The following is a 24,597-nucleotide window of genomic DNA, read 5'->3' on the forward strand; positions in this document are numbered from 1 at the left end:
GGACGAAACTCAGCCGTTGTACGGGCCGTAGTCGTAGTCCTCCAGCGGAACGGCCTGGCCGGAGCCGGTGCCGAACGGGCTGTAGTCGATGTCGTCGTAGCCGACGGCCGAGTACATCGCGGCCTTGGCCTCCTCGGTCGGCTCCACCCGGATGTTGCGGTAGCGGGCGAGGCCCGTACCGGCCGGGATCAGCTTGCCGATGATGACGTTCTCCTTCAGGCCCAGCAGCGAGTCCGACTTGGCGTGGATCGCCGCGTCGGTCAGCACCCGGGTCGTCTCCTGGAAGGAGGCGGCCGACAGCCAGGACTCCGTGGCCAGCGAGGCCTTGGTGATACCCATGAGCTGCGGACGACCCGAGGCCGGGTGACCGCCCTCGGAGACCACGCGCCGGTTCTCGGTCTCGAACCGGCCGCGCTCGACCAGCTCGCCGGGCAGCAGCTCCGCGTCGCCGGACTCGATGATCGTCACCCGGCGCAGCATCTGCCGGATGATGATCTCGATGTGCTTGTCGTGGATCGACACGCCCTGCGAGTTGTAGACCTTCTGGACTTCCTGCACCAGGTGGATCTGCACCTGGCGCTGGCCCAGAATGCGCAGCACGTCGTGCGGGTTGGTGGCACCGAAGGTCAGCTTCTGGCCGACCTCGACGTGGTCGCCCTCGCCCACCAGGAGCTTGGCGCGCTTGGAGATCGGGTAGGCGATCTCCTCGGCACCGTCGTCCGGGGTGACGACGAGCTTCTTCGTCTTCTCGGTCTCCTCGATCCGCACCCGGCCGGACGCCTCGGAGATCGGGGCGACACCCTTCGGGACACGGGCCTCGAACAGCTCGACGACACGCGGCAGACCCTGCGTGATGTCGTCACCGGCCACACCACCGGTGTGGAAGGTACGCATCGTGAGCTGGGTGCCGGGCTCACCGATCGACTGGGCCGCGATGATACCGACGGCCTCGCCGATGTCGACGAGCTTGCCGGTGGCCAGCGAACGGCCGTAGCAGTACGCGCAGGTGCCGACGGTCGACTCGCAGGTGAGGATCGAGCGGGTCTTGACCTCCTCGACACCGTGCCGCACGAGCTGGTCGATCAGCACGTCACCGAGGTCGACGTTGGCGGGCGCGATGACCTTGCCGTCCACCACGACGTCCTCGGCGAGCATGCGGGCGTACACGCTGGTCTCGACGTCGTCCGTCTTGCGCAGCGAACCGTCCGCGCCGCGCTCGGCGATCCGCAGCTTCAGACCGCGCTCGGTGCCGCAGTCCTCCTCGCGGATGATCACGTCCTGCGAGACGTCCACCAGACGACGGGTCAGGTAACCCGAGTCGGCGGTACGCAGCGCGGTGTCGGCCAGACCCTTACGGGCACCGTGGGTGGAGATGAAGTACTCCAGCACGGACAGGCCCTCACGGAAGGACGCCTTGATCGGACGGGCGATCGTCTCGTTCTTGGCGTTCGACACCAGGCCACGCATACCCGCGATCTGACGCATCTGCATCATGTTTCCGCGGGCCCCGGAGTCCACCATCATGAAGATGGGGTTGGTCTTCGGGAAGTTCGCGTTCATCGCCACGGCGACCTCGTTGGTCGCCTTGGTCCAGATCGCGATGAGCTCCTGAGTGCGCTCGTCCTTGGTGATCAGACCGCGCTCGTACTGCTTCTGGACCTTCTCGTCCTGGGCCTCGTAGGAGGCGATGATCGCCTTCTTGGCCTCGGGCACCACGATGTCCGTGACGGACACGGTGACACCGGAACGGGTCGCCCAGTGGAAGCCCGCCGCCTTCAGGTTGTCGAGCGTCGCCGCCACGATGACCTTCGGGTAGCGCTCGGCGAGGTCGTTGACGATCTCGGAGAGCTGCTTCTTGCCGACCGCGTAGTCCACGAACGGGTAGTCCTCGGGCAGCAGCTCGTTGAAGAGCGCGCGGCCCAGGGTCGTCCGCAGCCGGAACGTGTCGCCGAGCTGGTACGGCTCCTCGCCCTCGGTGGGCTCCGGCGGCACCCAGCCGCGCGGCGGGACGGTGCCCACCGGGAAGCGGATGTCGACCGGCGCCTGCATCGACAGCTCACGGCCGTCGAACGCCATGATCGCCTCGGCGGTCGAACCGAACGCCCGGTTCTCCCCGATGACCTCGCGCTCCTCGGAGTCCGTGGTCAGGAAGAACAGACCGAGCACCATGTCCTGGGTCGGCATGGTGACCGGACGGCCGTCGGCCGGCTTGAGGATGTTGTTCGAGGACAGCATCAGGATGCGGGCCTCGGCCTGCGCCTCCGCGGACAGCGGGAGGTGCACGGCCATCTGGTCGCCGTCGAAGTCCGCGTTGAACGCGGTGCAGACCAGCGGGTGGATCTGGATGGCCTTGCCCTCGACGAGCTGCGGCTCGAAGGCCTGGATGCCCAGACGGTGCAGGGTCGGTGCGCGGTTGAGCAGCACCGGGTGCTCGGCGATGACCTCTTCGAGCACGTCGTACACGACCGTACGGCCGCGCTCGACCATGCGCTTGGCCGACTTGATGTTCTGCGCGTGGTTCAGGTCCACCAGGCGCTTCATCACGAACGGCTTGAAGAGCTCCAGCGCCATGGCCTTGGGCAGGCCGCACTGGTGCAGCTTGAGCTGCGGGCCGACGACGATCACCGAACGGGCGGAGTAGTCGACGCGCTTGCCGAGCAGGTTCTGCCGGAAGCGGCCCTGCTTGCCCTTGAGCATGTCGGACAGCGACTTCAGCGGACGGTTGCCGGGGCCCGTGACCGGGCGGCCGCGACGGCCGTTGTCGAAGAGCGCGTCGACGGCCTCCTGGAGCATGCGCTTCTCGTTGTTCACGATGATCTCGGGGGCGCCGAGGTCGAGAAGCCGCTTCAAGCGGTTGTTGCGGTTGATGACGCGGCGGTACAGGTCGTTGAGGTCGGAGGTCGCGAAGCGGCCACCGTCGAGCTGCACCATCGGACGCAGGTCCGGCGGGATCACCGGGACGCAGTCCAGCACCATGCCGTTGGGCTTGTTGGTGGTCTGGAGGAAGGCGGAGACGACCTTGAGGCGCTTGAGCGCCCGGGTCTTCTTCTGGCCCTTGCCGGTACGGATGATCTCGCGGAGGCGCTCGGCCTCCTCCTCCAGGTCGAAGGACTCCAGGCGCTTTTGCAGCGCCGCGGCACCCATCGAACCCTGGAAGTACGTACCGAAGCGGTCGCGCAGCTCGCGGTAGAGCAGCTCGTCGCCCTCCAGGTCCTGGACCTTGAGGTTCTTGAAGCGGGCCCACACCTCGTCGAGCCGGTCGATCTCGCGCTGCGCACGGTCGCGGAGCTGCTTCATCTCGCGCTCGGCGCCTTCGCGGACCTTGCGGCGGACGTCGGCCTTGGCGCCTTCGTTCTCCAGCTCGGCCAGGTCGGCTTCCAGCTTCTTCTGCCGGCCCTCGACGTCGGAGTCACGGCGCTGCTCGACCTGCTGGCGCTCGACGGAGACCTGGGCCTCCAGCGACGGCAGGTCGCGCGTGCGGCGCTCGTCGTCCACCCACGTGATCATGTACGCCGCGAAGTAGATGACCTTCTCCAGGTCCTTCGGGGCGAGGTCGAGCAGGTAGCCGAGGCGCGACGGAACGCCCTTGAAGTACCAGATGTGCGTGACGGGCGCGGCCAGCTCGATGTGGCCCATCCGCTCACGACGCACCTTGGCGCGAGTGACCTCGACGCCGCAGCGCTCACAGATGATGCCCTTGAAGCGGACCCGCTTGTACTTCCCGCAGTAGCACTCCCAGTCCCGGGTCGGGCCGAAGATCTTCTCGCAGAAGAGCCCGTCCTTTTCCGGCTTGAGCGTGCGGTAGTTGATGGTCTCCGGCTTCTTCACTTCGCCGTGCGACCAGGTACGAATGTCGTCCGCGGTGGCAAGGCCGATCCGCAGCTCGTCGAAGAAGTTGACGTCGAGCACTTGTCGTCAATCCCGCCTTCGGGTTCCACCCGACCAAAAAACGCGGTCGGGGTCGATTGTCAAACATGGTCTGAACGGTCCTGGGAGAGGCCGCCCGATCCTGGAGGGACCGGGCGACCGGCCCGTCAGACCTCTTCGACGCTGCTCGGCTCCCGCCGGGACAGGTCGATACCGAGTTCTTCCGCGGCGCGGAAGACGTCCTCGTCGGTGTCACGCATCTCGATGGACATGCCGTCCGAGGACAGCACCTCCACGTTGAGGCAGAGCGACTGCATTTCCTTGATGAGCACCTTGAAGGACTCGGGGATGCCCGGCTCGGGGATGTTCTCGCCCTTGACGATGGCCTCGTAGACCTTCACGCGGCCGAGCACGTCGTCGGACTTGATGGTCAGCAGCTCCTGGAGGGCGTAAGCGGCGCCGTACGCCTCCAGCGCCCACACCTCCATCTCACCGAATCGCTGGCCACCGAACTGTGCCTTACCACCCAGCGGCTGCTGGGTGATCATCGAGTACGGACCAGTGGAGCGGGCGTGCAGCTTGTCGTCCACCAGGTGGTGCAGCTTGAGGATGTACATGTAGCCGATCGAGATCGGCTCAGGGAACGGCTCGCCGGAGCGGCCGTCGAACATCCGCGCCTTGCCGGACGGCAGGACCATGCGGTCGCCGTCGCGGTTCGGGATGGTGGACTCGAACAGACCGCGGATCTCGTCCTCGCGGGCGCCGTCGAAGACCGGGGTCGCGACGTTGGTGCCGGCGGCGACGACGTCCGCGTCGATCGCCTGGAGGCGACGCGCCCACTCCTCGCCGATACCGGAGACGTCCCAGCCCTGCTTGGCGAGCCAGCCGAGGTGGATCTCCAGCACCTGTCCCGGGTTCATGCGGGACGGGACGCCGAGCGGGTTGAGGATGATGTCGACCGGGGTGCCGTCCTCGGTGAACGGCATGTCCTCGACCGGCAGGATCTTCGAGATGACGCCCTTGTTGCCGTGACGGCCGGCGAGCTTGTCGCCGTCGGTGATCTTCCGCTTCTGCGCCACGTACACGCGCACGAGCTGGTTGACACCGGGCGGCAGTTCGTCGCCCTCCTCGCGGTCGAAGACCCGGACGCCGATGACCTTGCCGGTCTCGCCGTGCGGCACCTTCAGCGAGGTGTCACGGACCTCACGGGCCTTCTCGCCGAAGATCGCGCGCAGCAGGCGCTCCTCCGGGGTCAGCTCGGTCTCGCCCTTGGGCGTGACCTTGCCGACCAGGATGTCGCCGGCGACGACGTCGGCGCCGATCCGGATGATCCCGCGCTCGTCGAGGTCCGCGAGGACCTCCTCGGAGACGTTGGGGATGTCCCGGGTGATCTCCTCCGGGCCGAGCTTGGTGTCACGGGCGTCGACCTCGTGCTCCTCGATGTGGATCGAGGAGAGGACGTCGTCCTGGACCAGCCGCTGGCTGAGGATGATCGCGTCTTCGTAGTTGTGGCCCTCCCAGGGCATGAACGCCACCAGGAGGTTCTTGCCGAGGGCCATCTCGCCCTCGTCGGTCGAGGGACCGTCGGCGAGCACCTGGCCGACGACGACCCGGTCGCCCTCGTTGACGACGACCTTCTGGTTGAAGGACGTGCCCTGGTTGGAGCGGGAGAACTTCGCGACGCGGTACGTGGTGTACGTGCCGTCGTCGTTGGTGATGGTGACGTAGTCGGCGGAGACCTCCTGGACCACACCGTCCTTGTCCGCCTTGATGACGTCACCGGCGTCGACCGCGCAGCGGTACTCCATGCCGGTGCCGACCAGCGGCGCCTCCGCCTTGATCAGCGGCACGGCCTGGCGCATCATGTTCGATCCCATGAGCGCGCGGTTGGCGTCGTCGTGCTCCAGGAACGGGATCATCGCGGTCGCGACCGACACCATCTGGCGCGGCGAGACGTCCATGTAGTCGACGTCGTCGCCGGGGATGTAGTCGATCTCGCCGCCGCGGCGGCGGACCAGCACGCGGGACTCGGCGAACCGCAGGTCCTCGGTGAGCGGCGCGTTGGCCTGCGCGATGACGAAGCGGTCTTCCTCGTCCGCGGTCAGGTAGTCGACGTCGTCGGTGACGACGCCCTCGACGACCTTGCGGTACGGGGTCTCGACGAAGCCGAACGCGTTGACCCGGCCGTAGGAGGCGAGCGAGCCGATCAGGCCGATGTTCGGGCCTTCGGGGGTCTCGATCGGGCACATGCGGCCGTAGTGCGACGGGTGCACGTCGCGGACCTCGAAGCCGGCCCGCTCACGGGACAGACCGCCGGGGCCCAGCGCCGACAGGCGGCGCTTGTGGGTCAGGCCGGACAGCGGGTTCGTCTGGTCCATGAACTGGGAGAGCTGGCTGGTGCCGAAGAACTCCTTGATGGAGGCGACGACCGGCCGGATGTTGATCAGGGTCTGCGGCGTGATCGCCTCGACGTCCTGGGTCGTCATCCGCTCGCGGACCACGCGCTCCATACGGGCCAGGCCGGTACGGACCTGGTTCTGGATCAGCTCGCCCACGTTGCGCAGGCGGCGGTTGCCGAAGTGGTCGATGTCGTCGACCTCGACGACCATCGAGGAGCCGTTCTCCCCGGTGGTCTCGGTCTCACCGGCGTGCAGCTTCACCAGGTACTTGATGGTGGCGATGATGTCGTCGGTGGTGAGCACACCGGCGTCCAGGGGCGCGTCGCTGCCGAGCTTCTTGTTCACCTTGTAGCGGCCGACCTTCGCGAGGTCGTAGCGCTTGGGGTTGAAGTAGAGGTTCTCCAGCAGGGTCTGCGCGGCCTCCTTGGTCGGCGGCTCGCCCGGACGCAGCTTGCGGTAGATGTCGAGCAGCGCGTCGTCCTGGCCCTGGGTGTGGTCCTTCTCCAGGGTGGCGCGCATCGACTCGTAGTCGCCGAACTCGTCCAGGATCTGCTCGGTGCTCCAGCCGAGCGCCTTGAGCAGGACGGTGACCGACTGCTTGCGCTTGCGGTCGATGCGGACACCGACCATGTCGCGCTTGTCGATCTCCATCTCCAGCCAGGCACCCCGGGACGGGATGATCTTGGCGGAGAAGATGTCCTTGTCGGACGTCTTGTCGATCTGGCTGTCGAAGTAGACACCCGGCGAGCGCACGAGCTGCGAGACGACGACACGCTCGGTGCCGTTGATGCAGAAGGTGCCCTTGTTGGTCATCAGCGGGAAGTCACCCATGAAGACCGTCTGGGACTTGATCTCGCCGGTCTCGTTGTTGGTGAACTCGGCGGTGACGAAGAGCGGGGCGCCGTACGTGAAGTCGCGCTCCTTGCACTCGTCCAGCGAGTTCTTCGGAGGCTCGAATCGGTGGTCACGGAAAGTGAGCGACATCGACCCGGAGAAGTCCTCGATCGGCGAGATCTCCTCGAAGATCTCCTCCAGACCCGACTTCCTGGGGACGTCCTGCCCACTGTCCAGGGCCGCCTCGACACGGGCCTTCCACGCGGCGTTGCCGAGCAGCCAGTCAAAGCTCTCGGTCTGGAGCGCGAGGAGGTTCGGAACTTCGAGCGGTTCACGGATCTTCGCGAAAGAGATGCGCAGCGGGGCGGTGCTTGCGCCGTTGTTCGAATTGGTGGTCGAGGCGTTGCGCGAGGCGGCCAAGAGGGGGTCCTTCCGAGGGCTCGGACTCACTACGCGCATACCGGTCCGCCCCTGAGCGTAAGAAGAAAGCCCTGATGGCGGACTTCTTCAGCAGTGCTCAGACGTGGGCATGCTCCTGGTGACGGGCCAGGCAGCAGCTAACAGGCAGCGCAAAGGGTCAGTGTAGCCACTCGGCACACTGATGTCCAGAGCAGAGATTCGGAGTACCGAATCATCGCCCCCTCGTCCGTCCTGCGGATCCCGCCTCGGAACCGGATCCGCGCCTGCGCCATGCATTCCCGCATCTCCCCCGATCCATGCATCCAACCCGGATCGAAGTGTCGACGCGTCCTGAGAATTGCGCGCCGCGTGCGGTTCGTCAAGGCCCTGGCCTGGCAGAGATGCTCACAGCCCCGCGCCCGGCCCCCCTGCCGGATGGCTCCCGGAGCAGGTCCCGTGCGGGAACGATCACCTTATCCGGACGGTGGCACCGCCCCGCCACAAGGACGCGGGAACGCCGTAGGGCGGCCACCCGGATGGGTGACCGCCCTACGGCTGTCCGGCCCTGTGCGGGCCGTACGGGGACTGCTGGGTGCCGCTCGGTGTTACTTGACCTCGACCGAGGCGCCGGCGGCCTTGAGGGACTCGGCGGCCTTGTCGGCGGCAGCCTTGTCGACCTTCTCCAGGACGGGCTTCGGGGCGCCGTCCACGAGGTCCTTGGCCTCCTTCAGGCCGAGCGAGGTCAGCTCACGCACGACCTTGATGACCTGGATCTTCTTGTCACCGGCGGCGGTGAGGACGACGTCGAACTCGTCCTGCTCCGGGGCGGCGTCCGCGACGGCGGCCGGACCGGCGACACCGGCGGCGGCGACGGGGGCGGCGGCGGTGACGTCGAACTTCTCCTCGAAGGCCTTCACGAACTCGGAGAGCTCGATGAGGGTGAGGGTCTCGAACTGCTCGAGCAGCTCGGCCTGGCTGAGCTTCGCCATGATGGCGGTCCTTCCACTAATTCGGCTGGTGCCGGTTGTCGATGTCGGCGGGCGTACTCGGAGCCCGCTGGACTGCGGGAGTGGTTACTCCGCAGCCTCGGCGGGAGCCGGCGTACCGGCACCGCCCTGCTCTGCCTGCTCGGCCTGCTTGGCACGAAGCGCCTCCGCGGTGCGGACGAACTTCGAGGGCAGCGCCTGGAAGAGCGCGGCAGTCTGCGACTGCTTGGCCTTCATGGCGCCCGCCAGCTTGGCGAGCAGAACCTCGCGGGACTCGAGGTCCGCGAGCTTCTTGATCTCGTCGGCGGACAGCGCCTTGCCGTCAAGGACACCGCCCTTGATGACGAGAGCGGGGTTGTCCTTGGCGAAGTCGCGCAGACCCTTCGCCGCCTCGACCGGGTCACCGGCGACGAAGGCGACGGCCGACGGACCCGCGAACAGGTCGTCGAGCGTGCTGATCCCGGCCTCGTTGGCCGCGATCTTGGTCAGCGTGTTCTTCACCACGGCGTACGTGACGTTCTCACCGAGCGAACGGCGCAGCGTCTTGAGCTGCGCCACGGTGAGACCGCGGTACTCGGTCAGCACAGCGGCGTTCGAGGAGCGGAACTGATCCGTCAACTCGGCAACCGCGGCAGCCTTATCGGGCCTCGCCATGAGTCTCGGCCTCCTTCCGGGTGATTGCGGACCGCACGGAATTGAAGGAGGGGACTTGGCAAAAACGAACGCCCCGGCGCAGGCGCACGGGGCGTGACTCGACGGAATCGACTTCCGCTCGGCGGAAATCTCTTCCGGAGTTCATCCACGATCACCTGCGCGGGCCATCCGCAGCTAGCGGATCCTTCGGCCGCCACGCCCTTTTCGGGGCACGGCAACGACCAGCGGTCTTTGGCTTCTCGGGAAGCGTACGGGACGGGTCCTGACAACACCAAATCCGGCCCCCGTGCGGTGTGCACGGAGGCCGGACTTCGGATGGTGCCGCACGCCTTACGCGTGGCCCCGCGTCGTCATCAGACGGACGCCGGGTCCTCCTCGACGAGGAGGTTGCGGGTGCGGTTGGGGTCGACCTGGATGCCGGGGCCCATGGTGGTGCTCACGGCGGCCTTCTTGATGTAACGACCCTTGGCGGCGGACGGCTTGAGACGCAGGATCTCGTCCAGGGCCGCCGCGTAGTTCTCCACCAGCTTGGTCTCGTCGAAGGAGACCTTGCCGATGATGAAGTGCAGGTTCGAGTGCTTGTCGACGCGGAACTCGATCTTGCCGCCCTTGATGTCCGTGACAGCCTTCGCCACGTCCGGGGTGACCGTACCGGTCTTCGGGTTCGGCATCAGGCCACGGGGACCGAGCACGCGGCCCAGACGGCCGACCTTGCCCATGAGGTCCGGGGTGGCGACGACGGCGTCGAAGTCCAGACGGCCCTTCGACACCTCGTCGATCAGTTCGTCGGAGCCGACGATGTCGGCTCCCGCGGCTTCCGCGGCCGCAGCACGGTCACCGGTCGCGAAGACCAGGACCCGGGCGGTCTTGCCGGTGCCGTGCGGAAGGTTCACGGTGCCACGGACCATCTGGTCGGCCTTGCGCGGGTCGACACCCAGGCGGAAGGCGACCTCGACGGTCGAGTCGAACTTGGTGGTCGCGGTGTCCTTGGCGATCCGGACGGCCTCGAGCGGGGCGTACAGGCGCTCCGCGTCGATCTTGCCGTCGGCAGCGCGAAGGGACTTGCTGCGCTTGCTCACTTACTGCTCCTGTTGGTGAAGGGGAGTCGTGGTACGGGCCGAGCAGGCCCTGCCACAGATGAACCGGCGGGGCGTCAGCCCTCGCCTCTGTCGCTCGGGCGTCAGCCCTCGACCGTGATGCCCATGGAGCGGGCGGTGCCGGCGATGATCTTCTCGGCGGCGTCCAGGTCGTTCGCGTTCAGGTCGGGGAGCTTCGTCGTGGCGATGTCCCGAACCTGGTCGCGGGTGAGCTTGGCGACCTTCTTGACGTGCGGCTCGCCGGAGCCCTTCTCGACACCCGCGGCCTTGAGGATCAGCTTGGCCGCCGGCGGCGTCTTGGTGATGAAGGTGAAGGAACGGTCGTCGTAGACCGTGATCTCCACCGGGATCACCATGCCGCGCTGCGACTCGGTCGCCGCGTTGTAGGCCTTGCAGAACTCCATGATGTTCACGCCGTGCTGGCCCAGCGCGGGGCCGACCGGCGGCGCCGGGTTGGCCGCGCCGGCGTTGATCTGGAGCTTGATCAGCCCCGTGATCTTCTTCTTCTTGGGAGGCATTGCTCTCTCCGGGTCCTGTTGAGAGTGTTCGTGCCTGCGTACAGGCATACCGCACCACTTTAGCGGGTATTGGCCCGCATCCTGAAACCGGCCGGTGGCCGGGGGACACAGCGGCCCCCGGCCGACGGAAATCCGTCGAACGGGGGCCGCTGGAAAAGTCTCAGTTCTTCTGGATCTGGTCGAAGCTCAGCTCGACCGGGGTCTCGCGGCCGAAGATCTCGACCAGGCCCTTGACCTTCTTCGAGTCGGCGTTGATCTCGTTGATCGTCGCCTGGAGCGTCGCGAAGGGGCCGTCGGTGACGGTGACCGAGTCGCCGACCTCGAAGTCCAGCACCTGGACCTCGACCTTGCGCGGCTGGGCGGTGCCCTCGGCGATGGCGGCGGCCTCGGCCGCGGCCTCCACCTCCGGGGCGAGCATCTTCACGATCTCGTCGAGGGTCAGCGGGTACGGGTCGTACGCGTTGCCGACGAAGCCGGTGACACCGGGGGTGTTGCGGACGACGCCCCACGACTCGTTCGTCAGGTCCATGCGCACCAGCACGTAGCCGGGGAGCTTGTTCTGCCGAATGGTCTTGCGGTCGCCGTTCTTGATCTGGACGACTTCTTCCTGGGGCACTTCGGCCTGGTAGATGTAGTCCTCGACGTTGAGCGAGACGGCGCGCTGCTCCAGGTTGGACTTCACGCGGTTCTCGTAACCGGCGTAGGTGTGGATCACGTACCACTCGCCGGGCAGGGTGCGAAGCTCCTCGCGGAAGGCGGCGACCGCGTCCACGACCGGCTCGGACACGGCGGCCTCGCCGTCGTCCTCGTCCGCTTCGTCCTCAGCCGCTTCGTCCTCAGCGGCGACCGCCACGTCCTCGTCGGACTCGTCGTCCGCCTCGTCGTCGTCCGCCTCGTCCGTGGCGGCCTCGGCGGCTTCCTCGTCCTCGTCCTCGTGGACGGCGGCCTGCTCGGCGGCTTCGCCGGCGTTCAGGTCGGCAGCCTCGGCCTGGTCGATCTCGCCGTCGGCGGCCTCGACGATGTCGAGCGCGGTGTCGTCGCCCTCAACGGTTTCGTCGGCGTCGTACACGTTCGGGTCAGACACGGTGACTGCTTCTTCCTGACTTCAAGGGGTGGAACATGCGGACAGGCGCCCGTGGACCGGCGCCCACCGCGGGATCAGCCGAAGACGTACGAGACGAGCTTCGAGAATCCCCAGTCAACCACGCTGACGAGACCGATGACGACGACAACGAAGACAATCACCACTGTGGTGTAGGTGATCAGGTCGTTGCGGCTCGGCCAGACGACCTTGCGGAGTTCCGCGACGATCTGGCGGTAGAAGAGCGCCAGCCGACCGAGGGGGCCCTTCTTGCCGCGCTTGCCGCCGCGGCGGGGCTTGCGAGTCTCGTCGTCCTCGGACGTGTCAGGCTCAGGGGCCTCGATGGAGTCCGTGATCTCAGTCACTACGTCCTCACCTGACTCCGGGTCGTGGCCGTGTCGCGCCCGTCGCGCGGTACGGCGAGTGCTTTACCTGCCCACGTCCGTCGGGTGACGTGTGGAGCAGGGTCGGAGGGACTCGAACCCACAACCGCTGGTTTTGGAGACCAGTGCTCTACCAATTGAGCTACGACCCTTTGCGACTCCCCCAACGTACCGCAGCATTGCGGAACCGCGGTGCCGGTGGGAAGGCCATCGACGGATGAGTGTACGTGTTTCGCGGCCCTCCGTCGAACGCCTTGCGTCCGATCAGGTTCCGGCCGCGTTCCGTTGACGTTTTGACGCGGTGTCGACGGGGTGCCGAGGAGGTTCCGGTGAAGTTCCGGCGAGGCGCTGGTCAGGTGCCGGTCGGGTGCCGACGGGGCCGCGGACCCCCGGCGCGCACCGGGTGTGTTCACAGTCCGGACAGGTCCGCAAACCTGGGTGCCGGGCCTCCCCCGCGTCTGGGACCATGCAGTCATGAGCGCAGCTACTCCCCCCGTACAGTCTCCCACCGACCGTCGGGTGTCGGCCCGCGTCGGGTCGATCTCCGAGTCCGCGACGCTGGCCGTCGACGCCAAGGCCAAGGCCCTCAAGGCCGCCGGGCGCCCGGTCATCGGATTCGGCGCGGGAGAGCCCGATTTCCCGACGCCCGGCTACATCGTCGAAGCCGCGGTGGAGGCGTGCCGCAACCCGAAGTACCACCGCTACACCCCGGCCGGCGGTCTGCCCGAGCTGAAGACGGCGATCGCCGCCAAGACGCTCCGCGACTCCGGCTACGAGGTCGAGCCGTCGCAGGTGCTGGTCACCAACGGCGGCAAGCAGGCCATCTACGAGGCGTTCGCCGCGATCCTCGACCCGGGTGACGAGGTCATCGTGCCCGCCCCGTACTGGACCACCTACCCCGAGTCGATCCGGCTCGCGGGCGGCGTGCCGGTCGAGGTCGTCGCGGACGAGACCACCGGTTACCGGGTCTCGGTCGAGCAGCTCGAAGCGGCCCGCACCGAGCGCACCAAGGTCGTGCTGTTCGTCTCGCCGTCCAACCCCACCGGCGCCGTGTACAGCGCCGCCGACACCGAGGCGATCGGCCGCTGGGCCGTCGAGCACGGCCTGTGGGTGCTGACCGACGAGATCTACGAGCACCTGGTGTACGGCGACGCGACGTTCACCTCGCTGCCGACGGCCGTGCCCGAGCTGCGCGACAAGTGCATCGTGGTCAACGGCGTGGCGAAGACGTACGCCATGACCGGCTGGCGGGTCGGGTGGATCATCGGCCCGAAGGACGTGGTCAAGGCCGCGACGAACCTCCAGTCGCACGCCACCTCGAACGTCTCCAACGTCGCGCAGGTCGCCGCGCTGGCCGCCGTCTCGGGGAACCTGGACGCGGTCGCCGAGATGCGGACCGCCTTCGACCGCCGCCGCCGCACGATCGTGCGGATGCTCAACGAGATCGACGGCGTCGTCTGCCCGACGCCCGAGGGCGCGTTCTACGTCTACCCGTCGGTGAAGGCGCTGCTCGGCAAGGAGATCCGCGGCAAGCGCCCGGCCGACTCCGTCGAGCTGGCCGCGCTGATCCTGGACGAGGCCGAGGTCGCGGTCGTGCCTGGTGAGGCCTTCGGCACCCCGGGCTACCTGCGGCTTTCGTACGCGCTCGGCGACGAGGACCTGGAACAGGGCGTCTCGCGGCTCCAGAAGCTGCTGGGCGAGGCGAAGGACTGAGCCCCTTCGGACGCTGTGGCGATCCGTTTTTGCATTCGGGCAAGCCCCCGTTCGGAGAAAGTGGTACCGGACGGGGGCTGTCGTATAGCAGGATCTTGGAATGGCACGCGAGGTCCGTCAGCTCCCCAAGGCACATCTGCATCTGCACTTCACCGGCTCCATGCGCCCCGGCACGCTCCTGGAACTGGCCGACCGGCACGGCGTGCACCTCCCCGAGGCGCTGACCTCGGGCGAACCCCCCAAACTCCGGGCCACCGACGAGCGCGGCTGGTTCCGCTTCCAGCGGCTGTACGACATCGCCCGCTCCTGCCTGCGCACCCCGGAGGACATCCAGCGGCTGGTCCGCGAGGCCGCCGAGGAGGACGCGGCGGACGGCTCCGGCTGGCTGGAGATCCAGGTCGACCCGACCTCGTACGCGCCGCGGCTCGGCGGGCTGATCCCCACGATGGAGATCGTGCTGGACGCCGTGCACACCGCCTCGCGGGACACCGGGGTCGGCATGGCCGTGGTCGTCGCCGCCAACCGCATGAAGCACCCGCTGGACGCCCGTACGCTGGCCCGGCTCGCCGTCCGGTACGCCGACCGCGGCGTGGTCGGCTTCGGGCTCTCCAACGACGAACGGCGCGGTCTGGCACGGGACTTCGACCGCGCCTTCGCCATCGCCCGCGACGGCGGCCTGCTCGCGGCCCCGCACGGCGGGGAGCTGGCGGGGCCCTCCAGCGTCCGCGACTGCGTCGACGACCTGTACGCGGGCCGTATCGGGCACGGGGTCCGCGCCGCCGAGGACCCGCGGCTGCTGCGCCGCCTCGCCGAGAAGGGCATCACCTGCGAGGTCTGCCCGGCCTCCAACGTCGCGCTCGGCGTGTACGAGAAGGCCGAGGACGTACCGCTGCGCACCCTGTACGAGGCGGGCGTGCCGATGGCGCTCGGCGCCGACGACCCGCTGCTCTTCGGCTCCCGGCTCGCCGCCCAGTACGAGATCGCCCGCGCCTCGCACGACTTCACCGACGCCGAACTGGCCGAGCTGGCCCGGCAGTCCGTACGGGGCTCCCGCGCGCCGGAGGACGTACGCCGGCGGCTGCTGGCGGGGATCGCCGAGTGGGAGGCGACACCGGAGGGGGCCGAGGGCTCTCGTGAGGGGGTGGGCTCTCCCGAGGGGGCGGTGGGCTCCGCCGAGGGTGCGGTGGGCTCCGCCGAGAGGGTCGTCGGGTCTACAGGCTGACGCCGGGCTCTGCCGGGAGGGTTGTCGGGTCTACAGGCTGACGCCCACCAGGACCGGCTCGTTGACCAGCGTCACGCCGAACGCCGCGTGGACGCCGTCGCGTACCTCGCGGGCCAGCGCCAGCAGATCCTCGGCGGTCGCGCCGCCGCGGTTGGTCAGCGCCAGCGTGTGCTTGGTGGAGATCCGCGCCGGGCCGCTGCCGTACCCCTTGGTGAACCCCGCCTTGTCGATCAGCCAGGCCGCCGACAGCTTCGTGAGGCCCTGACCGGCCTCGCCCGCCGGGTACGACGGCGGCGCCGTGTCCTGGCCGAGCCGCTCCTTCGCCCGCTCCAGGAACGCGGCGTGCTCCGGGGCGGTCAGGATCGGATTGGTGAAGAAGGAGCCCGCAGACCAGGTGTCGTGGTCGGCCTCGTCCAGCACCATGCCCTTGCCCGCGCGCAGCGCCAGCACCGTCTCCCGCGCCTTTTCCAGGGGCACCCGGTCGCCGGGTTCCACGCCCAGGGCGCGGGCCGTCTCCGCGTACTTCACCGGGGCGGAGAGCCCGCCCGCGTCCTCCAGTCCGAAGCGGACGCGCAGCACGACGTAGCGGTGCGGCTCCGCCTTGAAGCGGCTGTGGCGGTACGAGAAGGCGCACGCGTCGTTCGCCAGCGTCACCGTCTCGCGGGTCCGGCGGTCGTACGCGACGACCTCGGTGATCGTCGTCGACACCTCTTGGCCGTAGGCGCCGACGTTCTGGATCGGCGTCGCCCCCGCCGAGCCGGGGATGCCCGCCAGGCACTCGATTCCGGCCAGGCCGGCGGCGACGGTCCGCGCCACGACGTCGCTCCAGGTCTCGCCCGCGGCGACCTCAAGCGAGGTGCCGTCGAGGGTCACGCCGCGGGTGGCGATCCGTAGCGCCGTTCCCTCGAAGCCGCGGTCGCCGACGACGAGGTTGCTGCCGCCGCCGACGATCAGGAGGGGGTCGCCGGTGGTGTCCGCCGCGGCGACGGCGGCGATGACGTCGGCGTCCGAGGCCGCCGTGATCAGGCGGTGCGCGGGGCCGCCTACGCGGAAGGTTGTCAACGGGGCCAGCGGCGCCTTCTCCATTACGTCCACCCCCTCACCCTAGGGGGCCCGCCGCCTCCCTTCTTTTCCCGGCCCGCTTGCGTGGGGGGGCGTCTTTGCCCACCCGCCCACCCGTGCGGGTGCTTTCTTCGTCTGCGGGTGCCGCCCGTGCCTGGTCGGTCCCGGCCCGGGGCACCTCCTCGGGCGACGAACCTGCGGCCACCTGCGCCTGCTTCTGCCCCTGCCCGTTCGTCCCCCTGCGGGGGCACCCCGCACCGACCCCTCCGGTCCGTCGGCGCCCGCCTGTCCGCTGTAGCTGAGGAGGGAGGGAGCCTTCGCGGCGTACCGCCCCGCGCAACTCCCCCCCCCCGGCCAATCCGAAAAGACCGCCCCCCCAGAAGTGAAGGCCCCGAGCCCCCCGCCCGCCAACCAACCAAAGGCCCCCCACTCACCCCGCCCCACCACCCCCACCCGTACCAAAGAGGCCGCCCCCTCCCACCCACCACGAACACCACCCGTACCTGTACCAAAGAGGCCGCCCCCACCCACCACGAACCGCCACCCTCACCCGTACCGAACGAGCCAGTGCCACCGCCCCCGACGCCCGCCCCACGGCGAACCACCCCCCACCCCGCACCCCTCGCCCACGGCGAACCGTCACTCGCAGCCGTACCGGAGGGCCCGGAACCCACCCACCCCCCTCCGCCCACCCCACGGCGAACCGCCCCGCTAGCCCCCCACCCACGGCCGACCGTCACTCGCAGCCGTACCGGAGGGCCCGGAACCCACCCACCCCCCTCCGCCCACCCCACGGCGAACCGCACCGCTAGCCCCCCACCCACGGCGAACCGCCCCCACCCCCTCCCCCCACCCACCACGAACCGTCACTCGCAGACGGGACGGAGGGGACGGGGCGGGGTGCCCCCGCAGATTTGCGTGCCGACAGGGCGTGGACGAATGGGAAAGGAGCAGGCAGCACGCAGCTCGAGGAGGTGCCCCGGCCCGGGACCGACACCAGGGACAGGGCGGTGGAAGAAAGGGCTGACCCCCGCACCCAGGCCGGGCACGGGGGTCAAGAGGGCCAGGAACGGCCAGGACGGCCAGGAAAGGGCTAGGCGGTGGGCTGGAGGTCGCGGGGGGAGGAGGACGGGGTGGAGTCGAGGGAGGTGGGAGAGGGACGGCGGGGAAGGAGGAGGGCCGCGACCGTGGCGACACCGAGCACAGCGGCACCAACCCACAGCGCAGGCGTCAACCCGTCGACAAAGGCGTCAGCCGACCCGTACCCGCCCTGCGCGGAAAAGATCGAGCCCAGCACCGCGATCCCCAGCGCTCCCCCCACCTCACGCAGCGCGTTGTTGGCCCCCGAGGCGATCCCCTGCTCCGCCCCCCGCACACTCCCCATCACCAACGCCGTGGCCGGCGCCACGAACAGCGCCATCCCGGCCCCGCTGATGATCAGCGCGGGAAGCTGCGCCAGATAGGAGACGTCCGGCGAGATGATCGTCGCGAACCACCCGAGCCCGATCGCCTGAAGGGCGAGCCCGGCCGCGACCACCGGCCGCCCCCCGATCCGGTCGGAGACAATCCCGGCGATCGGCGCGACGATCATCGGCATACCGGTCCACGGCAGCATGCGCAGCCCGGCCTCGGTCGGCGAGTAGCCGACGACGTTCTGCAGGAACTGGCTGAGCAGGAAGATCGACCCGAACATCCCGGTGAACATCAGCATGCTGGCCGCGTTGATGGCCGAGAACCCGCGGCTGCGGAACAGCCGCATCGGCAGCATGGCGTTCGGCGAGGTCGCCCCGTGCCGGATGAAGGCCGCGACGAGCGCCGCGCCGCCGATGAGCCCTCCGAGCACCGGCCCGCTGGTCCACCCCTTGGTCGTGGCGTTGACCAGCGCGTAGACGACGCCGAACAGCCCGAGGCTGATGAGCGCGGTGCCGCGCGGGTCGAGCCGGGCGCCGGGCGCGGTGGACTCGTTGAGGCGCAGCCGGGCCAGCGGGATGAGGGCGATGCCGAGCGGAACGTTGAGCCAGAAGATCCACTGCCAGGAGATGTGTTCGGTCAGGCTGCCGCCGATGAGCGGCCCGCTGGCGACGGCGAGGCCGTTGACGGCGCCCCAGATCCCGAACGCGGCGCCTCGCCGCTCGGCAGGGACCGCCGCGGTGAGCAGCGTCAGCGTGAGCGGCATCATGATCGCGGCGCCGACGCCCTGGAGCGCGCGGAAGGCGATGAGCATGGAGATGGTGGGCGCGAGGGCCGCCGCGGCGGACGCGCCGGTGAAGATCGTGAGGCCGGTGAGGAAGAGCTTGCGGCGGCCGAAGCGGTCGCCCAGCGCCGCGCCGAACATCAGCAGGACGGCGAAGGTGAGCGTGTAGGCGTTGACCGTCCATTCGAGGTCGGACAGCGCCCCGCCGAGGTCCTTGCGGATGGACGGCAGCGCGGTGGTGACCACGAGATTGTCGAGGGCCGCCATGAATCCGGCGACGCTGGTGATGATCAGAGCCCAGGCGGCGGTGCCTGGCCTGCGGCCTTCTGCTGCTTGCTGGGTCATGACTCCCCCTGTGGAGTGCGTACTGCGACGGCTTCGAGCCGTACGGTTAGTTATGGATGACTAACTTCAGCGGACAGAAAAAACCGATGACTCCGCGCCCCGAAAGGCGCGGCGCCTCACTCGGGACGGGCCGTCTCGTACAGCCCTTCCCAGATGCGGTGGTCGGCCGGGAAGCCCAGCGACACCAGGGTGTTGATCAACATTCCGTAGGCGAGGAACTGCGTGGTCTGCTCGACGTCCGCGCCCAGCTCCAGATGCAGGGTCTCCCACAGCGCCTCCCACCCCTCACGGATGGAACGGCCGAATTCGTGGTCCCCGGACGCCTCGGCGGCGGCGACCGCGACATACATCTGCATCTGCATCAGCAGCCGCTCGGGGTCGTCGGAGATCAGCGTCTGATACGCGTTCCCCATCGCCTTGAGCTTGCCCTCGTGGTCCGTCTCGTCCTCGGCCACATCGGCGAAGACCTGGCGCGTCGATTCCAGGCAGTAGGTGGCCGCCGCCAGGAACATGGCCTCCTTGTTCGGGAAGAGGCGGAAGAGATACGGCTGCGAGACGCCCACCCGGCGGGCGATCGTCTCGGTGGACGTGCCGTTGTAGCCGCCGCGGGCGAATTCGCTCATCGCCGCGCGGATGACGCTCTCGCGCCTCTCCTCTGCGCTCATCCTGACCATACGAGTAAGTTAGTGGTCCATAACTAACCTGTCAACCGCGATACGGGAGACACGGGCAAACGTAAGGGGCACCCACTTGGATGGGCACCCCTTACCTGCGCTTCTACGTCTCAGGCGAGCCGGACCACGGCGCGGGACATGCCCAGCACCTTCTGGCCCGCGGACGTCGCGGTGAGGTCGACCCGCACCCGCTGGTCGTCCAGTTTGGCGGCGACCTTCGCGGTCACCTCGATGAGCGCGCCCTGCTCGTCGTTGGGCACGACGACGGGCTTGGTGAACCGTACGCCGTACTCGACGACCGCCCCCGGGTCGCCGGCCCAGTCCGTGACGACCCGGATCGCCGAGGCCATGGTGAACATGCCGTGCGCGATGACGTCGGGCAGGCCGACCTCGCGGGCGAACTTCTCGTTCCAGTGGATCGGGTTGAAGTCACCGGAGGCGCCCGCGTACTGCACGAGTGTGGCGCGGCTCACAGGGAAGGTCCGCGCGGGCAGTTCGGTGCCGACCTCGACATCCGCGTAACCGATCGTCGCCGTCATGCCGCGCCCTCCGCGTTCGCCGAAGCGTTCCCCGAGCCGTTCCCGCTGCCGCCGCGCGGGTCGTCCTCCGCCGCGCGGGCGACCAGCTTCGTCCAGGCGGTCACCACGTGCTCGCCGGACTCGTCGTGGACCTCGCCGCGGATGTCGATGATGTCGTTGCCCGCCAGGGACTTGATCGCCTCGATGGTGGAGGTGACCGAGAGCCGGTCACCGGCCATGACCGGGCGCGTGTACGCGAACTTCTGGTCGCCGTGCACGACCCGGCTGTAGTCGAGGCCCAACTCCGGGTCCTGGACGACCTGGCCCGCGGCCTTGAAGGTGATCGAGAAGGCGAAGGTCGGCGGGGCGATCACATCGCGGTGCCCGAGCGCCTTGGCCGCGTCCGCGTCCATATACGCCGGGTTGGTGTCCCCGACCGCCTCGGCGAATTCGCGGATCTTCTCCCGGCCCACCTCATAGGCGGCGGTGGGCGGATAGCTCCGCCCCACGAAGGACTGGTCCAGAGCCATCGGCACCTCCGGTGCGGGAAGCGGGCGGGAAGCGGGCGGGATCGGGGGCAGCGTACGACATACGTACGGAAGTCGTACGGGCGCGGGGGGTCGCTAGCGGTGGCGTAACGGTTCAGCTGATCCGTACGGCTCCCACCGGGCAATACGTCGAGGCCGCCCCCGGTGACGGGGACGGCCTCGCGGTACTGCTACGGCCTGGAGTCAGCGCGTTTCGCGGTGCGCGGTGTGCGCGTTGCAACGCGGGCAGTGCTTCTTCATCTCAAGACGGTCCGGGTCGTTGCGCCGGTTCTTCTTGGTGATGTAGTTCCGCTCCTTGCACTCCACGCAGGCCAGCGTGATCTTCGGGCGGACGTCTGTGGCGGCCACGTGAGTGCTCCTTGACGAACGGGGGTGATTTGAACATGAGAATAGTAGCCGACTGAGGGACCGATCCCACAATCGGCTACGGTGAGTAGCGGCGACCGGACTTGAACCGGTGACACAGCGATTATGAGCCGCTTGCTCTACCGACTGAGCTACGCCGCTTTGACGAACTGGTCCCCGCCTGGCGGCGGGGAACCGATCCATCTGAGCCCCAATACGGAATCGAACCGTAGACCTTCTCCTTACCATGGAGACGCTCTACCGACTGAGCTATTGGGGCGAGCGAGGAAGACATTACACGGTCCGCCGCGATACGTGAAATCCGTATCGGGCAGGGCACATCGGGCGTCGCGGGGCGTCACGCCCACCCCCTGATCAGGACGTGATCACCTCCCGGCCGCCGCGCGCCGGGTGGCCGACGGGCCCCGTACGAGGGCCTGTTCGCGCCGCCGCGACGATGGGCCGCCCTCGCTCTCCGCGCGGCACCGCGTCCGCCCGCACCCGCGAACCGCGCGCCGGCGCGTACGAGTTCCGGGCGCACCGGAACGCGAGCGCGTCCGCTCCCCCGCGCGGCGCCGGCCGTACCGTGTGCCCCGTCTCACGACCCCCACCGGTACGACTAATGCCCTCCTGTCAGGTGTGTGCCGTGCTGACCCCTAAGCTCGGCTTTGCGTGATCTTGCCTCCCGCCGCCCGCCCTGCACGCACCGGAGGAGCGCGATGACCGACAGCCCTCGCGACAGTGCCCGCACCGCCGCAGAAACCGCCACCCTGCTGCTGTGCGGCGCCCGGCTGACCGACGGCCGGACCGTGGACGTACGGCTCAGCGGCCCCCGGATCGAGGCCGTGGGCACCGCCGGCAGCCTCGCGCCCGCCGCGGGCCGTACCGCCGACGGGTCGCGCCGTCCGGCCGACGGCACCCGTATCGACCTGCGCGGATATCTGCTGCTGCCCGCGCCCGCCGAGCCGCACGCCCACCTCGACCTGGCGCTGACCGCGGGCGCCGCGGGGCCGCCGTCCGACGACCCCGCCGATGTGCAGCGGCGCGCCACCGAGGCCGCGCTGCTCCAACTCGGCCACGGCGCCACCGCTTTGCGCAGCCATGTGCGGATCGGCGACGTCCAGGGGTTGCAGGCGCTCGAAGCCGTGCTCCAGGCGCGGCGGGCGCTGCGCGGGCTCGTCGACCTGCACACCGTCGCCGTACCGCGGCTGCTGACCGGCGCGGCGGGCGCGGACGGGCTCGCGATGCTGCGCGACGCGCTGAAGATGGGCGCCGCGGTGGTCGGCGGCTGCCCCGATCTGGACCCGGACCCGAGCGGGTACGCCGAGGCCGTCTTCTCGCTCGCCGCCGAGTTCGGGCTCCCGGTCGACCTGCACACCGCCGCCGACGACCCGGCCCGGCTGGCCCGGCTCGCCGCGATGGCGGGCGGTCTGCGGCCGGGCGTCACCCTCGGCCCGTGCCACGGTCTCGGCGCGCTGCCGCCCGAGGCGATCGACTCCGCCGCGCAGCGGCTGGCCGCCGCCGGAATCTCGGTCACCGCGCTCCCCCAGGGCGGCTGCGGCGCGCTGGACTCCGTACGCCGCGGCGGCGGTCCGCACACCCCGGTCCGCCGGCTGCGCGCGGCGGGCGTCCGGGTCACGGCGGGCAGCGGGGCGCTGGGCGACCTGGCCAATCCGGTCGGCCGCGGCGATCCGCTGGAGGCCGCCTTCCTGCTCGCCTCCTACGGCGAGTGCGGCGCGGCGCAGGCGTACGCGGCGGTCAGCGGCCGGGCGCGGGCCGTGCTCGGGCTGCCGGAGGTACGGGTCGAGGCCGGTTTCCCGGCCGAGCTGCTGGCGGTGCGCGGGGAGGGTGTCGAGGCGGTGCTCTCCCTGGCGTACAGCCGGATCGTCATCCACCGGGGCCGGGTGGTCTCGCGGACGAGCGCGGTGCGCGAATACTGCGACTCGGCGAGCGAGGCCGCGCTCGATCTCCCGCGTCAGTCGCACCGCGAGGCGTAGCGTCACGTCCATGCGCATGGTGATCGCTGGTGGACATGGACAGATCGCGTTGCGGCTTGAGCGGTTGCTCGCCGAGCGCGGTGACAGTGTGGTCGGGCTGATCCGTAACCCGGCCCAGGCCGACGACTTGCGGGCGGCGGGCGCCGAGCCGGTCGTCCTGGACCTCGAATCGGCGACGGTCGCGGAGGTGGCCGCCGTCCTGGAGGGCGCCGAGGCGGCCGTCTTCGCGGCGGGCGCGGGTGCGGGCAGCGGGGCCGCCCGCAAGCACACCGTCGACCACGCGGCGGCCGTGCTCTTCGCCGACGCGGCCGAACAGGCGGGCGTACGGCGCTATCTGGTGGTCTCCTCGATGGGCGCCGACGCCCGGGCGAGCGGGGACGACCCCGTCTTCACCGAGTACCTGCGCGCCAAGGGCGCGGCCGACGACGACATCCGCGCGCGTACGGACCTGGACTGGACGATCGTGCGCCCCGGCGCCCTGACCAACGACCCGGGCACCGGCCGCGTCCGTCTCGCCCCCTCCACCGGCCGCGGCTCCATCCCCCGCGACGACGTCGCCGCCGTCCTGGCCGGCCTCCTGCTGACCCCCTCGACCGCCGGCCTCACCCTCGAACTCGTCTCCGGCACCGACACCATCCCCGAAGCCCTCCGCACCGCCGCCCTCCCCTAACCCCTCCCCTTCCCCCGCACACACACCAAAACGGCCCCCCGCCCTGCTCTCCAGCAGGCCGGGGGGCCGTTCTCATCATGTGGCGGCACGTGGATTCGAACCACGGTAGGCATAGCCGACGGATTTACAGTCCGTTCCCATTGGCCACTCGGGCATACCGCCATGGGATGAAGCCGCGGATCCGCTGGGTGCGGGGTGCCGTGGCGACGACGTAAACGATACCCGATCCGGAGGGGTGGTTCGCCACCGGATTGATCACCGCCTCCGCCTTGTGTCCGCGCGCACCGGACACCGCTCCTTCCCCACGGAGATCCACACGACAGGCCCTAGTCTTTGGGGATGGTGGTCCGGGGATCGGGCCGCGGATGTGATGGAAGACAGACAAGCGATACCCAAGGAGCCCACTGAAGATGGCCGACTCCAGTTTCGACATCGTCTCGAAGGTCGAGCGGCAGGAGGTCGACAACGCCCTCAACCAGGCCGCCAAGGAGATCTCGCAGCGGTACGACTTCAAGAACGTCGGGGCCTCGATCGCCTGGTCGGGCGAGAAGATCCTGATGGAGGCGAACTCCGAGGAGCGCGTCAAGGCGATCCTGGACGTCTTCGAGACCAAGCTGGTCAAGCGGGGAATCTCGCTGAAGGCGCTGGACGCGGGCGAGCCGCAGCTCTCCGGCAAGGAGTACAAGATCTTCGCCTCGATCGAGGAAGGCATCTCCCAGGAGAACGCCAAGAAGGTCGCGAAGATCATCAGGGACGAGGGTCCCAAGGGCGTCAAGGCCCAGGTCCAGGGCGAGGAGCTGCGCGTCAGCTCCAAGAGCCGCGACGACCTCCAGTCCGTCCAGGCCCTGCTCAAGGGCAAGGACCTCGACTTCGCCCTCCAGTTCGTCAACTACCGCTGATTCCACGCCGGGAGGCCGCGGCCCGCGTCGCGGCCCTCCCGCCGGTTCCCCTGCGGACGCCGCATCCCCGTGGACGCCGCACCCCTGTGGACGCCGCATCCCCGTGGCCGCCCCCATCCCCGTGGCCGCCGAATCCCTGTGGCGCCCGCGCCCCCGGCGATAGGCTGCCTGGCCAAGACAGGCAACGGGGAA

General features: G+C 69.3%; 19 protein-coding genes and 4 tRNA genes. 5 read left to right on the forward strand and 18 right to left on the reverse strand.

Annotation, left to right across the window (positions count from 1 at the left end):
* Positions 1-9: 9 nt before the first annotated feature.
* The 9 genes from ACIQCJ_RS11135 to ACIQCJ_RS11175 all read right to left on the reverse strand — a co-directional run bounded on the left by ACIQCJ_RS11135 (position 10) and on the right by ACIQCJ_RS11175 (position 12,370).
* Complete coding sequence (locus ACIQCJ_RS11135; protein WP_355340247.1) at positions 10-3,909, reverse strand: DNA-directed RNA polymerase subunit beta'; 3,900 nt, start codon at positions 3,907-3,909, stop codon at positions 10-12.
* A gap of 125 nt (positions 3,910-4,034) precedes the next feature.
* Positions 4,035-7,520: a DNA-directed RNA polymerase subunit beta gene (gene rpoB, locus ACIQCJ_RS11140; protein WP_355340250.1), complete on the reverse strand. Its 3,486-nt coding sequence runs from the start codon at positions 7,518-7,520 to the stop codon at positions 4,035-4,037.
* Positions 7,521-8,104: 584 nt separating this feature from the next.
* Positions 8,105-8,488, reverse strand: coding sequence for a 50S ribosomal protein L7/L12 (gene rplL, locus ACIQCJ_RS11145; protein WP_355340253.1), 384 nt, complete (start codon positions 8,486-8,488; stop codon positions 8,105-8,107).
* Positions 8,489-8,572: 84 nt separating this feature from the next.
* Positions 8,573-9,139 (reverse strand): 50S ribosomal protein L10, encoded by a 567-nt coding sequence (gene rplJ, locus ACIQCJ_RS11150; RefSeq protein WP_355340256.1) that lies wholly within the window; start codon positions 9,137-9,139, stop codon positions 8,573-8,575.
* Between the two features lie 353 nt (positions 9,140-9,492).
* A complete protein-coding gene (rplA, locus tag ACIQCJ_RS11155) occupies positions 9,493-10,218 on the reverse strand; it encodes a 50S ribosomal protein L1 (RefSeq protein WP_355340259.1) in 726 nt (241 codons plus the stop codon).
* Between the two features lie 101 nt (positions 10,219-10,319).
* Positions 10,320-10,754 (reverse strand): 50S ribosomal protein L11, encoded by a 435-nt coding sequence (gene rplK / locus ACIQCJ_RS11160; protein ID WP_355340262.1) that lies wholly within the window; start codon positions 10,752-10,754, stop codon positions 10,320-10,322.
* Positions 10,755-10,914: 160 nt separating this feature from the next.
* Positions 10,915-11,838, reverse strand: a complete 924-nt coding sequence (gene nusG, locus ACIQCJ_RS11165; protein WP_391050418.1) for a transcription termination/antitermination protein NusG — start codon at positions 11,836-11,838, stop codon at positions 10,915-10,917.
* 74 nt (positions 11,839-11,912) lie between these two features.
* Positions 11,913-12,191: a preprotein translocase subunit SecE gene (gene secE, locus ACIQCJ_RS11170; RefSeq protein WP_355340710.1), complete on the reverse strand. Its 279-nt coding sequence runs from the start codon at positions 12,189-12,191 to the stop codon at positions 11,913-11,915.
* Positions 12,192-12,297: 106 nt separating this feature from the next.
* A tRNA-Trp gene (locus ACIQCJ_RS11175) sits at positions 12,298-12,370 on the reverse strand.
* Between the two features lie 322 nt (positions 12,371-12,692).
* On the opposite strand from ACIQCJ_RS11175, the gene ACIQCJ_RS11180 reads away from it, so the two are divergent.
* Positions 12,693-13,931 carry a pyridoxal phosphate-dependent aminotransferase gene (locus tag ACIQCJ_RS11180; protein WP_402711205.1) on the forward strand — a complete coding sequence of 413 codons (1,239 nt, stop codon included), beginning with the start codon at positions 12,693-12,695 and terminating at the stop codon, positions 13,929-13,931.
* 100 nt (positions 13,932-14,031) lie between these two features.
* Complete coding sequence (locus tag ACIQCJ_RS11185; protein WP_402711206.1) at positions 14,032-15,153, forward strand: adenosine deaminase; 1,122 nt, start codon at positions 14,032-14,034, stop codon at positions 15,151-15,153.
* A 30-nt stretch (positions 15,154-15,183) separates the two neighbouring features.
* Here ACIQCJ_RS11185 and ACIQCJ_RS11190 read toward each other — a convergent pair whose 3' ends face one another.
* The 8 genes from ACIQCJ_RS11190 to ACIQCJ_RS11225 all read right to left on the reverse strand — a co-directional run bounded on the left by ACIQCJ_RS11190 (position 15,184) and on the right by ACIQCJ_RS11225 (position 21,119).
* Positions 15,184-16,239: a UDP-N-acetylmuramate dehydrogenase gene (locus ACIQCJ_RS11190; RefSeq protein WP_391050447.1), complete on the reverse strand. Its 1,056-nt coding sequence runs from the start codon at positions 16,237-16,239 to the stop codon at positions 15,184-15,186.
* A gap of 1,069 nt (positions 16,240-17,308) precedes the next feature.
* A complete protein-coding gene (locus ACIQCJ_RS11195) occupies positions 17,309-18,754 on the reverse strand; it encodes an MFS transporter (RefSeq protein ID WP_355340274.1) in 1,446 nt (481 codons plus the stop codon).
* A 116-nt stretch (positions 18,755-18,870) separates the two neighbouring features.
* Entirely contained in the window at positions 18,871-19,428 is a 558-nt protein-coding gene (locus ACIQCJ_RS11200) for a helix-turn-helix domain-containing protein (RefSeq protein ID WP_355340277.1), read from the reverse strand.
* Between the two features lie 110 nt (positions 19,429-19,538).
* A complete protein-coding gene (locus ACIQCJ_RS11205) occupies positions 19,539-19,967 on the reverse strand; it encodes a MaoC family dehydratase (RefSeq protein WP_355340280.1) in 429 nt (142 codons plus the stop codon).
* On the reverse strand, positions 19,964-20,476 hold the full coding sequence (locus tag ACIQCJ_RS11210; RefSeq protein WP_402711207.1) for a MaoC family dehydratase N-terminal domain-containing protein: 513 nt from the start codon (positions 20,474-20,476) through the stop codon (positions 19,964-19,966). Before ACIQCJ_RS11210 ends, ACIQCJ_RS11205 begins: the two co-directional genes overlap by 4 nt.
* Before the next feature lie 201 nt (positions 20,477-20,677).
* A complete protein-coding gene (gene rpmG, locus ACIQCJ_RS11215; RefSeq protein ID WP_004571794.1) occupies positions 20,678-20,842 on the reverse strand; it encodes a 50S ribosomal protein L33 in 165 nt (54 codons plus the stop codon).
* An 86-nt stretch (positions 20,843-20,928) separates the two neighbouring features.
* A tRNA-Met gene (locus ACIQCJ_RS11220) sits at positions 20,929-21,001 on the reverse strand.
* A gap of 45 nt (positions 21,002-21,046) precedes the next feature.
* Positions 21,047-21,119 (reverse strand) — tRNA-Thr (locus tag ACIQCJ_RS11225).
* Positions 21,120-21,558: 439 nt separating this feature from the next.
* On the opposite strand from ACIQCJ_RS11225, the gene ACIQCJ_RS11230 reads away from it, so the two are divergent.
* Both ACIQCJ_RS11230 and ACIQCJ_RS11235 read left to right on the forward strand, forming a co-directional pair.
* Complete coding sequence (locus ACIQCJ_RS11230) at positions 21,559-22,836, forward strand: amidohydrolase family protein (protein WP_355340286.1); 1,278 nt, start codon at positions 21,559-21,561, stop codon at positions 22,834-22,836.
* Between the two features lie 10 nt (positions 22,837-22,846).
* Positions 22,847-23,506: an NAD(P)H-binding protein gene (locus ACIQCJ_RS11235; protein WP_402711208.1), complete on the forward strand. Its 660-nt coding sequence runs from the start codon at positions 22,847-22,849 to the stop codon at positions 23,504-23,506.
* 80 nt (positions 23,507-23,586) lie between these two features.
* On the opposite strand, the gene ACIQCJ_RS11240 is transcribed toward ACIQCJ_RS11235, so the two are convergent.
* Positions 23,587-23,668, reverse strand: a tRNA-Tyr gene (locus tag ACIQCJ_RS11240).
* A 248-nt stretch (positions 23,669-23,916) separates the two neighbouring features.
* Here ACIQCJ_RS11240 and ACIQCJ_RS11245 point away from each other — a divergent pair.
* Positions 23,917-24,405 carry a YajQ family cyclic di-GMP-binding protein gene (locus tag ACIQCJ_RS11245; protein WP_188284013.1) on the forward strand — a complete coding sequence of 163 codons (489 nt, stop codon included), beginning with the start codon at positions 23,917-23,919 and terminating at the stop codon, positions 24,403-24,405.
* Positions 24,406-24,597: the final 192 nt, after the last annotated feature.

The sequence above is a fragment of the Streptomyces sp. NPDC093221 genome, assembly GCF_044753885.1.
Lineage (GTDB): Bacteria > Actinomycetota > Actinomycetes > Streptomycetales > Streptomycetaceae > Actinacidiphila.